Annotated in this window: 13 protein-coding genes; 10 read left to right on the top strand and 3 right to left on the bottom strand. The window is 56.9% G+C overall.

Annotated elements, in window-relative coordinates; translation table 11 throughout:
* Positions 1-284 precede the first annotated feature (284 nt).
* Positions 285-3,779: a hypothetical protein gene (locus BMS17_RS02110; RefSeq protein WP_077430313.1), complete on the top strand. Its 3,495-nt coding sequence runs from the start codon at positions 285-287 to the stop codon at positions 3,777-3,779.
* Positions 3,780-3,879: 100 nt separating this feature from the next.
* Positions 3,880-4,374, top strand: coding sequence for a PaaI family thioesterase (locus tag BMS17_RS02115; RefSeq protein WP_046027667.1), 495 nt, complete (start codon positions 3,880-3,882; stop codon positions 4,372-4,374).
* A 27-nt stretch (positions 4,375-4,401) separates the two neighbouring features.
* Here the strand turns inward: BMS17_RS02115 and BMS17_RS02120 are convergent, their stop codons facing one another.
* Positions 4,402-5,022 (bottom strand): cell wall hydrolase, encoded by a 621-nt coding sequence (locus BMS17_RS02120; RefSeq protein ID WP_046027668.1) that lies wholly within the window; start codon positions 5,020-5,022, stop codon positions 4,402-4,404.
* Positions 5,023-5,161: 139 nt separating this feature from the next.
* Here BMS17_RS02120 and BMS17_RS02125 point away from each other — a divergent pair, with 139 nt between their 5' ends.
* A complete protein-coding gene (locus BMS17_RS02125; protein ID WP_046027670.1) occupies positions 5,162-6,013 on the top strand; it encodes a CAP domain-containing protein in 852 nt (283 codons plus the stop codon).
* A 31-nt stretch (positions 6,014-6,044) separates the two neighbouring features.
* Here the strand turns inward: BMS17_RS02125 and BMS17_RS02130 are convergent, their stop codons facing one another.
* Positions 6,045-6,281 carry a hypothetical protein gene (locus BMS17_RS02130; RefSeq protein WP_046027671.1) on the bottom strand — a complete coding sequence of 79 codons (237 nt, stop codon included), beginning with the start codon at positions 6,279-6,281 and terminating at the stop codon, positions 6,045-6,047.
* Between the two features lie 192 nt (positions 6,282-6,473).
* On the opposite strand from BMS17_RS02130, the gene BMS17_RS02135 reads away from it, so the two are divergent.
* The 3 genes from BMS17_RS02135 to yghX all read left to right on the top strand — a co-directional run bounded on the left by BMS17_RS02135 (position 6,474) and on the right by yghX (position 9,717).
* Entirely contained in the window at positions 6,474-8,237 is a 1,764-nt protein-coding gene (locus BMS17_RS02135; RefSeq protein WP_046027672.1) for an L-lactate permease, read from the top strand.
* Positions 8,238-8,334: 97 nt separating this feature from the next.
* The gene (locus BMS17_RS02140) at positions 8,335-8,778 is read left to right on the top strand and encodes a hypothetical protein (RefSeq protein ID WP_046027673.1); all 444 of its coding nucleotides are present in this window, start codon (positions 8,335-8,337) and stop codon (positions 8,776-8,778) included.
* Positions 8,779-8,829: 51 nt separating this feature from the next.
* Positions 8,830-9,717, top strand: coding sequence for a YghX family hydrolase (gene yghX, locus BMS17_RS02145; RefSeq protein WP_077430314.1), 888 nt, complete (start codon positions 8,830-8,832; stop codon positions 9,715-9,717).
* 221 nt (positions 9,718-9,938) lie between these two features.
* Here yghX and BMS17_RS02150 read toward each other — a convergent pair whose 3' ends face one another.
* Positions 9,939-10,727 carry a DeoR/GlpR family DNA-binding transcription regulator gene (locus BMS17_RS02150; protein ID WP_046027676.1) on the bottom strand — a complete coding sequence of 263 codons (789 nt, stop codon included), beginning with the start codon at positions 10,725-10,727 and terminating at the stop codon, positions 9,939-9,941.
* Positions 10,728-10,997: 270 nt separating this feature from the next.
* Between BMS17_RS02150 and BMS17_RS02155 the strand changes: the two genes are divergently transcribed.
* The 4 genes from BMS17_RS02155 (at position 10,998) to BMS17_RS02170 (ending at position 14,722) form a co-directional block, all read left to right on the top strand.
* A complete protein-coding gene (locus tag BMS17_RS02155; RefSeq protein WP_077430315.1) occupies positions 10,998-11,807 on the top strand; it encodes a DUF2092 domain-containing protein in 810 nt (269 codons plus the stop codon).
* The gene (locus tag BMS17_RS02160) at positions 11,804-11,995 is read left to right on the top strand and encodes a hypothetical protein (RefSeq protein WP_077430316.1); all 192 of its coding nucleotides are present in this window, start codon (positions 11,804-11,806) and stop codon (positions 11,993-11,995) included. Before BMS17_RS02155 ends, BMS17_RS02160 begins: the two co-directional genes overlap by 4 nt.
* Positions 11,996-12,289: 294 nt before the next feature.
* Positions 12,290-13,171, top strand: coding sequence for a DUF1906 domain-containing protein (locus BMS17_RS02165; RefSeq protein WP_052961858.1), 882 nt, complete (start codon positions 12,290-12,292; stop codon positions 13,169-13,171).
* A 33-nt stretch (positions 13,172-13,204) separates the two neighbouring features.
* On the top strand, positions 13,205-14,722 hold the full coding sequence (locus BMS17_RS02170; RefSeq protein ID WP_077430317.1) for a hypothetical protein: 1,518 nt from the start codon (positions 13,205-13,207) through the stop codon (positions 14,720-14,722).
* Positions 14,723-14,725 lie beyond the last annotated feature (3 nt).

Consider the following 14,725-nt stretch of genomic DNA (forward strand, 5'->3'; position numbering starts at 1 on the left):
ACGACCTTAAAAGTGGTATGAGGGGTTTCAGGCCATAAAAGGTGGACTCTACGCCACTTGGCATTCTGGACAACAGGCTTTGCGATCAATGGATCGAACAATGCCGTTATGCAACTTCCTCAACCCGTTCTATTTCGCGTTAAATTTCATACTTGTGTATTGGCCACGTTACAACTTACAGGGCAATAACACGCTCAACTAAAAGAACTAAGCACTCAACAAAACCAACTTGTAAAACAGGTCTATAAATAACCTAGTAGCGTCGGCCATTCGAGGGATGGGCCATGGACAGCAACAAGGATTCCGGTACTAACCTGGCGTTCTGGCTGCCGGGCAGCGCAGTCATCTTCAGTCTGGTCGTCTCTACGTTTGCACTGACCCGCGAACCGTTCCTTGAACCGCGCCCCATCGGTGCACAATTTCAAGCGCAGTTGCCGATCGAAGCGCGGTTATGGCAGGACCCGTTTGATGCGCTGGAGCGTTATCGCAAGAAACTTAACGACATCGATAGTCCGGATGCCGCGAATTTATGCGCGCCCAGGGTTTCCCCGCCGCCCGGAGCGCCCACCCCGCCCGACATCATGGTTTCGCTGGTGGAAGGTGGCCCCTACGCTGACGAAGTCGAGCGCCGACGCCGCACTCGATATGCCCTGCTTGCCGGGTTTAAAAACTCTCAACGGGTGCCGGATCAAGAGCAGTACATTCATTGTTTGAGGCTGGCGGCCGATCTGTCGGTAGATCCTTCGCCGAACCAGCGCTTCATCGATGTGCCGTATGAAATATTCGTTTCCAATCCATTCGACCCACCAAAACCCCTTGCCGGCGCCCCCCAGCCCGCCGAGCAGACCATCGTGTTCTGGCTAAAACAGGACGCACTGGGTTCACAGCCATTGCAGCAACTGGAAAAGCTGCGCCAGAGCCTGGCGTGTAGCACTCTCGAAAGCAGTTACCCATTGGCCTGCACAGGCGTGCCTGACAATCGCACTGTTCTGAAAGTCATCGGCCCCGCCACCTCAACCGTGCTGCGGGCTATGTATCAGGATGACGCCAACGCCCGGGCAACACCCAATGTCGAGATCTACTCGCCCCTGGCCACTGCGAACAATTTGACACTGAAAAACCGCCTCAATGTTCCTGAGCCGCCAATACAAGACAAACAACCCATGAAGTTGCTGCGCACCGTCAACGACGACGGCACCATGGCGCAATTGATGCTGGCGGAACTGAAGCTGCGCAATGTTGATCCGGCCACCAGCCTGCATTGCAATAAAGAAGGCGGCTTGCAGCGAGACGGAGAAACTTGCGTACAGAGCAGTTGGTCGCTTGCGCCAGACCGAATCGCACTGATTTCCGAATGGGACAGCTTTTATAGCCGCGCACTGATCGAAAGTTTCAAGACCTGGGTTGCCGACAATGCAGGGTTTAGTGAACAAGGCGACAAGGCATTTGTCGACAAATGGGTTTTGCGTTTCAGCTATCTACGGGGCCTCGACGGACGCCTCCCCGAGGAAGCCGCGAGCAATGACAAAACCGCCAGCAGCGATGCCAGCAAAAATAACAAGGACGCCGGCAAATTTGACCTCAGCCCACTGGAGAAAGCCGATGGAAACTCCCAGCTCGACTACCTGAGACGCCTTGCCGACCACATCGCACGCGAGGACGCAGCCTATCGACGAGACGGCATGCCCGGCATTGGCGCAATCGGCATATTAGGTGTCGATACCTACGACAAACTCTTGGTGTTACAGGCGCTCAAGAGTCGAATGCCTTACAAACTGTATTTTTCCACGGACCTCGACGCGCGCATGCTGCAACGAGGTCAGGCGGAAACCACCCGCAACCTGATACTGGCGGCACCTTATGGGCTGACCCTGACGCGCGTCCTGCAGCAAGACGTGCCGCCATTTCGCGACAGCCTGCAAAGTTCGGTGTTTGTGGCCGTTCAGGCGGCATTGGCGCCGCAATCGTTCCATGACAAGCGAGAGAAATTCGACTATTCAACATCGAAGCTATTGCCCGGCATTTATGAGGTGGGCATCAACGGTTTTATTCCGCTGGCGAGCCCGATAGACCAAAAGCGCACACAGAAATGCAACGTACAGTCCGAGTCGAACCGTTCGGATCAAGAAATACATCCGCACGATTTGATGTCCTTAGACTGCCTTCAAGACCCGTCACCCCTGTCCTACCCTGGAACCTCCAAGTCAGTGCGCGAGCACTTCAAAAGTACTCAATCGCTTTTCTTGGCCGGACCGCTGACGTTTGTCCTTCTTCTACTGGCCGGGTTCGTCGTCTGGCGCTGGATCTCGGGGCCGGAAATGGCCACACAAACGAAGCTGGCCTGGGCACGCGGCGTGCCCATGACGCTGTATATGATCGCGGTAGCCTGTGCATTTATCGCCACCCACTTCTGGTATGTCGGGTTTCTCTGGGGCACGTTTTTGCTGATCCTGCTGGGCATCATCACCTCAAACCGGATCCGTCGCCTCGAGCGGCTGGCACAAGACAATAACGCGACGGCCAGCGCCAGCAGCGGCGTGTACGATTCCCCATCGTGGTACATCGTCGTCCCCCTCGTCGTATTTGTCCTCGCGTTGATGCTGGCGTACCAAAAGCGCGGCCCCTTGACAAACTTTGGGTTCGGCGAGCCGATGTTCCTGTTTGAAGGCATCAGTGCCTGGCCGACGGTGGGACTGCGCGTCGCCGCCGTGCTGATCTCCATTTCGGCACTGGCATGGGGCTGGCGCAACCTGCGCGTCAACAGGGTCGAGATAGAACGCGCCTACCAATTGCACGCATTCATGCGCAGGTATCGATTGGGGTTGTGCCGCCAGGTACTGCACTTTTTCCATAAAGGAAGGCGCTGGAACTTTCGTCGCTGGTGCAATGAATTTGGGTATTTCCTGCTGCTGATTTTTTTCCCGCTGGTCAGTACCAATGACAACTGGTCAAAGACTTGTACAACTATCCAGGCCAACTGCGACGACGAACGAAAAATGATTTCCATCGCACGCTTCTGGGGTGAGCACTGCATCTGCGGAGCGTTCGGCGCCCGCCTCTTGCGCGCTCTGCTCGCGACCTGGGTGTTCATCGTGGTCACCAGCGTCTTGTTTGTGATCTGGCCAATGGAACAGGTTCCGGTGCGCGGGCAATCGATGATGTGGATGTTCGTCTGGCTGATCCCGACCCTGGCGTTCCAGGTGCTGGTGTTCTGGGTCGTGGATGCCAACCTGCTGCTGACACGATTCATACGGCACCTGAGCAATCACCACGCGATCTGGCCCGAAAAGCTGCAGCAGGAACACGGGAAAATCTTTGGCGTTCTCAGACACCCCTGCATCGATGAATGGGTGGACTTGCAACTGATCGCCAAGCGCACCTCAGCGGTCAGCCGCCTGATCTATGCCCCGACGGTGGTCATGTTGATTCTGTTGGCATCGCGCAGCAGCCAGTTCGACAACTGGCCGACGCCCCCCAGCGTGGTCATTTCATTCCTGCTGACCACGCTGATCCTGCTCGCGTCCGCACTGTCGCTCCGTCGGGCGGCCGAAAAGGCTCGTACGCTGGCACTGCAGCGTATCGATGCCTACCTGCTGGAGACCCCCAAAAAGCCGGGCTATTACGAAAAATTCCAGATGATCCGCGACCGCATCGCGACGCTCAATACCGGTTCGTTCTCCCGCTACTCCGAAGACCCGTTGATTCGTGCGTTGTTGCTGTCGCTGACCGGTATTGGCGGCTCCGCCATTGTCGATGCGTTGAACTACGCGAAGTTCTGACATCCCATCAGGGCGTTCCACCGAGCGCATGACGCCAATGGACTTCCCCTTGCTCCAGCGGTTTAATCGCAACGGACTTCAAGCACAACAAGGGACAACCATGCTCGATATTTCCATGCAGGACAGCGCCGCACCCGATGGCGTTTGCTACGGCTGCGGCAGCCGTAACCCTCACGGGCTGCACGTCAAAAGCCGCTGGGATGCCGATGGGGTACACGTGGTCGCCGAGCACCTGCCCGAGGCCAAATATTGTGGCTGGCCGGATCTGGTGTACGGCGGGCTCATTGCGATGTTGGTTGATTGCCACTCGAACTGGACCGCCATGGCTTACCACTATCGGGCCGAAAACCGCGAGCCTGGCTCACTGCCGCGTATCGACTGCGTCACCGGCAGCCTTGGCATCAAGTTCATCAAACCGACACCGATGGGCGTTGCGCTCACCTTGCGCGCCAGGGTCGAGGGTGACGTCGGGCGCAAGAGCCGGGTGATTTGCGAGGTGTACGCCGACGACGTGCTCACGGCAGTGGGCGACTCGGTGTTTGTCCGGGTCGATACCGGGCAACTGGCCGCGGTAGCGCATGGGCGTGAGGTTTAAAGCGCTGGAGCCTCAGGGTCGGCCGACTTACTTCGCCGACCCGTCATGCGGCTTGTAGAACGTAAACAACCCGATACTCGCGGTTTTGATGTACTCCTTGGCCCAGTCAGGTTTCACCGTCTTGTCATGGAAGTACATCGCTCCACCGGTGTGATCAGGCAGTTGCTTGTTCAGCGCCTTGCGCGCGATTTCCTTGGCCACCGCATATTGGCCTTCTTCCTGGACCGAGTCCGATTTCCCGTCGCACCACCAGGAGAACTGGCAGCGCTTGGTTTCGGAGCCTTGCTTGACCACTGCGCACACGGTGTCGGGAAAACCCTCGTGACCGAGGCGGTTCATGACAACGTTGGCCACCGCTTCCATGTCGGCCGAATCCTTGCCTTTGGCTTCCCAGTAAATAGAGCGGGCCATGCAGGTAATGGCATCGTCCAGCGGGGACTTGCCGGCCGGGTCGACCGCCTGGACTTCGGACGGGGTGATGGTCTCGGACTTGGGCACCGGCGCATCACTGCCCTTCTCCGCCGCCTTTTGTTCAAGTACCTGCGCCTTGCCTTCCGCCACCTGCTTTTTTTGTTGTTGCTCATCCGCGACGACGTAACCGGCGAAAAGAGCAGCAGTGAGAAGCACGGCTATCCATTTGCTGGACATGGTGAAAACACTCCGGGAGGTGTCGGATCAGTGTAGTAGCCAAATCATGTCAACTACTGAGCAACAAACTGCAAAAAGCCATTGCCTTGTACCGGGGGAGTTCGCGCATCATGGGCGCAGTCCGTCCAAGGGGGTTTCCATGCACGTCTTATCATCCGCATTGCGCTTTTCGGGGTTGTCGTTGGGTCTGATGCTTGCCGCAACGGCGATGGCGTCCGAAGAAACGCAACTGGCCGATTCGATCAACGCCTTTCGCAGCCTGTCGCAGCGTTGCGGCGGTCAGGTCTCGCCGGAGTTGCCTCCGCTGACCAGCGATCCGCGTCTGGTATTGCCGGCCAGCGGACTGGTCGACTTGCAGCAGGCCATGGTGCGTGCGTCGTATCCGATGTTCAACGTGCAAGCGATATCCCTGAAAGGCCCGCGTGATGCGCAAGCGGCGATGATGGCGGTACAGGAAAGCTTCTGCCAGGTGGTGCTGGACCCGAAATTCATCGACATCGGCGTCAGCCGCCAAGGCACCGACTGGCGCATCGTGCTCGCCCGCCCCCTGTTGACCGCGCGCCTGGGTGATGCCGCCGCCGAAGGCCAGAAGCTGTTGGTCGAGCTCAACGCCGCGCGCAGTACACCCCGTCAGTGCGGCGGCCAGCCATTTACCGCGACCACGCCGCTGGCCTGGAACGCCACCCTCGCGTCCGCCGCCGAAACCAACTCGCGGGCCATGGCCAACAACAACTATTTTGATCACAAGGACCGCGACGGTCGCACGCCGGGAGACCGGGCGGAACTGGCGGGCTATGTCTATCAGCAGATCGGCGAGAACATCGCCGCCGGGCAAGACTCCGTGCGCAAGGTCGTCGACGGTTGGCTGGCCAGCCCCGGTCATTGCGCCAACCTGATGAATCCGCAGTTCCGTGAATTGGGCGCGGCTTACGCGGTGGACCCGAAAAGCGATTCGGGGATTTACTGGACGGCCATGTTCGGTACGCAGTAGCCGAGTCGGTCAGAGCGGTGCTGCACCGCTCTTACAGCGTTTGCTGACTGTTACCGACGGTTTTGGCTTTTTCGATGGCCCAGTCCATCGCGTCCTCCATGTCCAACAGGTGCGGCGACGGATGGTGGTCCTCTTCAATGACCGAACCGTCCGGCCGGTACACACCGATCAACATTTTCAGGGAGCCGTCTTTCAGTATCTCGGCCTTGACCCTGATCGAGCATCCGTTGGAAAGCGTCTCCTTGTGTTCCTCGTGGCGTTCAGTCATCGCTGTCTCCCTCTCATTGTGAATGGATCGGGCCAGTCATTCTTTTTGAGCGTAGTAGAAGTTCATCGTCGGACGGCACCCGGTGGTCACGGCGATGAACCTGCCGAGACAGCGGCGTAATGCCACCTATACTCCTTCCCACCAACCCCGCCCGGGGCCTGCACGATCAACAATAAGAAGCAGAGGTGGAACATGGTTTGGCAACAAGTCTACGACCCCTTCAATAACCCGGTGCTTTCCACGCTCATGGCGGCAGTGCCGGTGGTGGTGATGCTGGCATCCCTGGCGTTTTTCCACATCAAAGCGCACATGGCCGCATTGTTCGCCTTGGCGTCCGCCTTGCTGATCGCAATTTTCGCTTTCGGTATGCCGGCGAACATGGCCGGTTCGGCCGCGCTGTTCGGTGCCGCCAACGGTTTGCTGCCGATTGGCTGGATCGTGCTCAACATCATCTTCCTGCACCGGCTGACCACCGAAAATGGCTCGTTCAAAGTGCTGCAGGACTCCATTGCACGCATCACCGACGATCGACGCCTGCAATTGCTGCTGATTGCCTTCTGTTTCGGTGCCTTCTTCGAAGGCGCGGCCGGTTTCGGTACGCCGGTGGCGGTGACCGGTGCGATCCTGATCGGGCTGGGCTTCTCGCCCCTCGCCGCGTCCGGCCTCGCGTTGATCGCCAACACGGCACCGGTGGCCTTCGGCGCGCTGGGCACGCCCATCATCACCCTGGCCAAAGTGACCGGGCTGGATGAAATGGAGCTGTCGATGATGGTCGGCCGGCAGTTGCCCTTCTTTTCGGTGCTTGTGCCGTTCTGGTTGATTTGGGCCTTCGCCGGTTGGCGCAAGATGCTGGAAATCTGGCCGGCGATCCTCGTGGCGGGGGTCAGCTTCGCGATACCGCAATTTCTCGTGTCCAACTACCACGGCCCGATGCTCGTGGACGTCATCGCCGCGCTGATTTCCATGGCCTGCCTGACGGCTTTTCTCAAAGTGTGGAAACCGGCCTCGGTGCACACTTCGGCCGCACTGACCGGGCGCGTCGACAACTCGAAAATCGATGCCGAGCATGAACAGAAAACCGCACCCAGCGCGACGTTTGCCAGTGATGCCAAGCCTGCCGTGATGCGCGCGTGGATGCCGTGGATCATCCTCACGGTGTTCGTCTTTATCTGGGGCACCCAAGGTTTCAAAAACACCTTTGATACCCGCCCGGCCATCGATCCGCAAACCAGCGCAGCCAAGCTCGACCCGCAAGGCAAACCGATGCGCGAGGCCAACCCGATTTTCGCCCCGATCGTGACGTTCACCACGCTGCACCTGCAAGTCGAGAAAGTGCCGCCCGTGGTGCCGGCACCGAAAACCGAGGAAGCGATCTATAAATTCACCTGGTTCACCGCCACCGGCAGCGGCATCTTGCTGGCGGCAATCCTCGGTGGCCTGCTGATGGGTTACTCCATCCCGCAGCTGATTCACCAGTATCTGCGAACACTGTGGGTGGTGCGTTTTTCGCTGATCACCATTGCGGCGATGCTCGCCCTGGGCTTCCTCACGCGTTACTCCGGACTGGACGCCACCATGGGCCTGGCCTTCGCCGCGACCGGCATTTTCTACCCGATGTTCGGCACCCTCCTGGGCTGGCTCGGCGTGGCGTTGACCGGCTCGGACACAGCGTCCAACGTGCTGTTCGGCGGCTTGCAACGGGTGACCTCCGAACAATTGGGGATCAGCCCGGTGCTGATGGCAGCGGCGAACAGCTCCGGCGGGGTCATGGGCAAAATGGTCGATGCGCAATCGATCGTGGTGGCGTCCACCGCAACGCGCTGGTACGGGCATGAAGGGGAAATTCTGCGTTATGTGTTCTTCCACTCCATCGTGCTGGCGATTCTGGTGGGTGGGTTGGTGACGTTGCAGGCGTATGTGGCGCCGTTCAGTCATATGGTGGTGGGTGGGCATTAGTCGGTAGGCCCTTTTGTTTGCCACGACCCGCAAAGAACGTCCGGGTTGTGGCGACAAAACCCACTGTCGGTCGAAGTTTAAGCTGGGGTGCTAAATCATGACTGACGTTGCATTCAAAGATGCGTTCGACATTTATCAGAAGCAAAGCGACAGCATCCATAAACTGTGGGCCTACTTTCAGGTCATCTCAATTGCTGTCTTGGGTTACACCATTGGAAGCGACAAGGGTAAATGGCCAGCTACCACCTACCTGCTGATTGCAGTCAGCTACTTTATTTTTGCAATGGCCAGTCAATGGGTAATTGTCCTGTCACAAAAAGAGCTTCGCAGATTCGGCGAAGCCGTCAGGCTGGCCTCGGATGAAACGGGCCCGGTCGGCAAAAGGCTTGTCGTTCAAGCAGTGAAACCACGGACTGTTCGAATATTCCATGTCCTGTCCACATTGATCGTCCTGGCTGCAATCGGGGTGACCTGGTACTACACGTGCCCAGAACCCACGCCCTGCAAAGCTCAGGCAACGACTGAAAATAAGTGCCCCTGAGACAATCACTGCTTTACTGATTCAAATCCTGACCAAACGGGAAGCGCCCCTATGGACCGCCTAACCGCCAAAGACTTCGCCCCCGAACTGCTCGAACTCTACGACTACTACGCCCATGGCAAGATCAATCGGCGAGAGTTTCTCGATCGTGCGGCACTGTTCACCCTGGGCGGTTTGACCGCCAGCGCACTGCTCGCTTCCCTGAGCCCCAACTATGCGCTCGCCGAGCAAGTGGAGTTTACCGACCCGGACATCCTCGCCGAGTACATCACCTACCCCTCGCCCAAGGGCCACGGCAATGTGCGCGGCTATCTCGTGCGCCCGACCAAAGTCACCGGCAAGGTGCCGGCGGTGTTGGTCGTGCATGAAAACCGCGGGCTCAATCCTTACATCGAAGACGTCGCCCGACGCGTCGCCAAAGCCGGGTTCATCGCACTCGCCCCGGATGGCCTGAGTTCGGTCGGTGGTTATCCCGGCAACGATGACAAAGGTCGGGAGCTACAAGCGAAGGTCGATCCGGAAAAGCTCATGAATGATTTTTTCGCCGGCATCGAATGGCTGACAAAAAACGACGCGACCACCGGAAAAGTCGGTATTACTGGCTTCTGCTATGGCGGCGGGGTCTCCAACGCCGCGGCCGTGGCGTATCCGGAACTGGCGGCAGCCGTGCCCTTTTATGGTCGCCAGCCCAAGGCGGAAGACGTGCCCCGGATCCATGCACCATTGCTGCTGCATTACGGCGAACTGGACGCGGGCATCAATGAAGGATGGCCGGCGTATGAACAAGCGCTGAAAGCCGCGGGCAAAACCTACGAGGCCTACATTTATCCGGGCTGCAATCATGGTTTCCATAACGACTCGACGCCCCGATACGATGAAGCCGCCGCGAAACTGGCGTGGGACCGTACCGTGGCGTGGTTTCGCAAGTATCTGGTTTAGGCGGTTGGCCAACGACTGCCGAGGCGCAACAAGCGGAGCGCCTGGTCAGGTATCAATTCCTTCGATCATTTAAATCACGAAGCCGAATTTTTTATTTTTCTTCGACGAATTCATGATGGCGTCCTTTCGGATCAGTCGGACGATACCCTCATGAATTTAAATTTTGCCTTTGCCTGCCTCATCGTCGTGTCGTTTGCGATTGCGTTGGGGCATGGCTGAACTCAGGCATCGACCTGAACCACTTCAATGCCCAACCGCTGATAATCCTCGACGCTGCCCGACGCTACGTGTTGCTCGGTAATCAGCGTATGGATGCGATTGCACGGCGCAACCACAAACGGCTCCACCGCCCCGAGTTTGTCCGCCGTAATCACCGCCACCACGTGTGAAGCGCTGGCAAGCATCGCTCGCTTCACGGGCGCCTCATCGAAATGCAGCGAGCTGATGCCGACGTCCGGGTGAATCGCGCAGACACCGGTGAACAACAGATCAGCCTTGATGCCTTCGATCAGCCGCAGGGTTTCATGCCCGCTGGCCGACATCGTCGCGGGGTTGAGCTGCCCACCGGCCAGGATCACCTTGATGCCTTTGTACTCGGCCAGGGTGATGGCGATCATCGGCGATGCGGTAATGGCCGTGATGGAGATGTCCGAGGGCAGCGACCGCGCAATTTGCAGCGTTGTACTGCCCGAATCGAACAGCACAATCTGCCCCTCCTGAACCCGGCGCGCCGCGAGTTGCGCCAACTGCGCTTTCACCTCATCGGTTTCGCTGACCCGAGTGAAAAAATCCTTGCCCGTGTCTTTCGGTCGCGGCAGCGCCCCGCCGTGCACCCGCTGCACCAGGCCGGCGGTGGCAAGCTCGGAGAGATCGCGACGAATGGTGTCTTCGGATACCGCAAAATGCTGACTCAACTCGCAGGCCATGACCTTGCCGTCGCGCTCGAGGATCAGGAGGATTTTTTGCCGGCGCACCGAAGGGAGCTCGGCGATGGAATGCTGATCTTGCATGTTTATGCCTGATTTTGCGGGTTTGTGCGAGGTTAGCCAAACAGGCGGGCAAACACAATCAGGAGGGACCGGTGCGGCCAATGGGCAGGTGACCCCTCGCTTATTGGCAACAGTCACGAAACAGACAACATGGGCTGGATCAAACGACCAGATTTGATCATTGAGTAAATGCGATTAGCGGTCGGGCAATACGCGGCGCAATGACGGTGATGGAACTAACGTTGTAATTCCACGCTGGTCAACCCGGCATTCCCGAAGCGGTGAACTTCCATGGAAAAGATCGCCCGTAAGTTAACTGAACCCTCGGCAGTCCGCATCGCTGGCGCCGGGTTGGCGCTGATTCTCGGCTTGAGCCAACCGATCATTTCGCTGGCAGATGAGGCGTACGCCAAAAATTTGCTAAAGAACATGTCCGACTATATGTCAGCGCAAAAAAACATATCGTTCAACTACGACACCAACTTTGAAGTCGTCACCAAAGAAAAACAGAAACTTGCCCTCGCCGCTTCCGGCACGACGGTAATCAGCCGGCCAGACAAAATACGCAACATCCGCACTGGCGGATTTGCAGATATCGAAATGCTGTATGACGGTAAGACGCTGACTGTGCTGGGCAAAAATGTGAATGCCTATACGCAAGTGCCCATCACCGGCACGCTGGATCATTTGATTGATGAGTTAAGGGTTAAGTACGGCAGGCCAATAGCCGGTGCCGACCTGTTTGGGTCCAACCCCCAGGAAGCGTTGATGGTGGGAGTGACCGACATAAAAGACTTGGGCAGCGGCGTCATCGGTGGCGTCGAATGCGATCACCTGGCCTTCAGAACCAAGGAAGTTGATTGGCAAATCTGGATCGCTCAAGGCGAGCGTCCTTACCCTTGCCGCTATGTCATCACCTCAAAACAAGTCGAGGGTGGTCCGCAGTACAGCATTCAGTTGAGTGACTGGAAAACGGGCACAGAGGTTGCCGCCGACGACTTCACGTTTGATAACTCGACGGATGCCAAGAAAGTCGACTTGAAAGACGTGCCCAACGGCGATGACTTACCGAAAAACTTTGTGCGAGGACATGCCAAATGAACGGCTTGATAAAAACCGGTGGCTTGGTGCTGGTGGGCTTTGTTCTGGTCGCAGCGCTCGAACTCGGCGAAACCCTATCGATCCCGGGCGTACACAGTGTCATTTCCTCGGCCGAAGCCGTCGTAGGACGCCCTCTTACTCCGGTCAGCGTTTCGGGTGTGGCGCGGCGTAGCAATCGGCGTGATTGAAGGGTCAGTGCTTATAACGATTGATTATAAATTGAAAACTTGCCGGACTTTGCGGCCCGGCAAGTAACAAAACAAATATAAAATACCGGTGCAAAATATTTAAATATTCTCATTTTTTTATCAAACTTTGTCACAACCAATTAACACTGACTCATAACTTTTACAACTTTCGTCATACATGAATTTCCTCGCATATTGACGCACTTGCAAAACACGCCTTTTATATATGTCCGAGCCCAACCTTCTCGGCTCACGCAGTTGGCAAAGTGCGCTTCCCCTGAAAGGAAACTTATCATGCTCATTATCGACACCCCCTACAACACCACGACAAAACTCCGTTGCCTGTCGAAAGAAAACGTAAAAACCGTTATCCGTTATTACAACTTCAGCAACTCAAAAACGTTTCCAGACAAGTGCTTGACGCTTATAGAGGCGCAGTCCATTTGCGCGCAAGGCATGAACATCGCCGTGGTGTTTCAACAACGACAGGACAATGCCGCCGATTTCTCGGAAATCAAAGGCTATGAGGCGGGACGCAGAGCCTACCGATACGCCCTCAACGACATCGGGCAACCCGAGGGATCGGGGATCTATTTCTCTGTCGACTTCGATGCCAGCACCAACGAAATCACCAGCGACATCATTCCTTATTTCCAAGGGGTGCAGCGGGCGTTCAACGAGATCTCCGGTGCTCAGCCAGCCTATCGGGTGGGTATCTATGGCTCCGGCGCCACGGCCAATGCGCTGACAAAAAACGGCTTGTGTTCACTGGTATGGCTGGCCATGTCGTCCGGATTTCGCGGGACCAAAGACGCAATAAAAAACGGTGCCTATCACATCGAGCAAAAAGCCCCATCGGCAAAATTGTGCGGCCTGGACCTCGACTACAACCTCATCAATCCCCAGCACGCCAACGATTTCGGGGCTTTCGTTCTACCGGTCGAAACCTCGGTGGTCGCGACATCCCATGCCGCCGCTACCCACGAAGTGATATCGCGCACCAGCCTCAGGCTGCGCGGTGGCCCTGGTACCGAGTACAGCGTGGTGAGCAGCTTGAAGCCCGGCCAGTTGGTTACCGCGAAACCGGTCAATACCGAATGGTCGAGTATTGATCTTCAGGGTGACGGGTTGATTGACGGGTTTGCGGCGTCAGCGTTTTTGAAAGAGTTGAATTGATTACCGGGCTGTTTCAATCGAGCAGGAGGCACCATGAACCGTCATTTCCTACCACTGGACGGCGTAGACAATGATCCCGTCCCCAGCCATGCATACGGTCGCTTTGACCATATCGAACTGGACGCCGGTGGCAATGCCTTGGTCGCCTTCGATCTGGTGAAAGCACACTGGATAAAGAGGATGGGCATCGAAAACGAGTTGTTCTCGCTTGAAGGCAGTCCGGGTCAGGCGCAACTCTGGCGTCTGTTCTATGAGCGTCAACAAAAAGAACGCCTGCCAAACCCTTTTGAGAGCATGAACGTGTATCGACTGGAGATTGAACTGCGTAATGATGAGGAATGGTTTGGAATGGCGGCTCCCGGGGACGGCGAGGGCCTGGATCATAGGCTGGCGGCAATGGAAGAGCATTGGGTAGATTTTCAGATTACAGAAGCCCGGATAGGCGATTCCGGTGAACAGGGTACGAGGGGCCACCTCTATCGCAGGATGTTCAATGAGCCCTCCTCTGTCATTGTGAACGGAGCGTTAGTGACAGCCCCGGTAGCGCGTAGTTTGTCGACAATCTTCTCACTCAGCCACCTGCCGCGGATCGATCAAAATGACTTCGAACAGCTCTTGAGCAGGGAGGTCCTGGCTGAATGGCTCGGGGTCTTCGATGTTGGCCAAGGCAATGCCTGCGCCCTTCTGGAAGAGTCCGTTCAGGGTGTCAGCGCACCGAGGCTTTACTTTGATCTCGGTGCCGGGGTTTACCGTAACCAGCACACGACACCTGCGGATCTGGAGTTTGGTTTCTACAGCAGTCCGCCCGTGGTGTTATCGCACTGGGATTCAGATCACTGGGCCGGCGCTTACATAGCTGACGTGTTCGGTGAATACCCGGCGCTGAAATTAAAATGGATTGCCCCCTTGCAGACGGTGGGGCCTACCCACATTGCCTTCGCCAACGATGTCCGCAAAGCGAGAGGAGAGTTTTTGATCTACAGCCCTCAGGGTTCACAAAGCGTCGGGAAGGCGCAACTAGGTGACGGGCGCATCCTCCGATTCATGCGCGGTTCTGGATATGATCGCAATAACTCAGGGTTAGTCATGACGATTGAAGATCAACATGCCCCGATTGCACGCAGCTGGATTCTCACCGGCGATTGCGATTACAAGCACTTCATGACCGGCCTGGCCCCTAAAGGCACCATTGCACTGATCGCCCCCCATCATGGAGCAACTCTCAGTTCCAACAACGAGATACCCAAACCCAACGGGCCGTATAGGCGCTTGATTTACTCCTTCGGTAAAGGCAACAAACACGGCAGCACGCATGTCACACACCCGACATCCGATGGTGTTTTGGCGCATAGCGCAAAGGACTGGGTCCACGATGCCTGGAAACTTTATGATCCTGGATTCCCTTTGGCCGAGGGCGATGTCCGATCCACTTGCGAACACTATCCGGGTACTCAACGCGGTGGCATTTTGGTCGGCTGGGTAGAACCTCAAGCACAGATCCTTGTAATGCGTACCTTTAAATCCGCGATCACATCAATGAACCAAACTTAAAAG

Origin of the sequence: Pseudomonas sp. C9, from assembly GCF_002000165.1 — a bacterium.
GTDB lineage: Bacteria > Pseudomonadota > Gammaproteobacteria > Pseudomonadales > Pseudomonadaceae > Aquipseudomonas.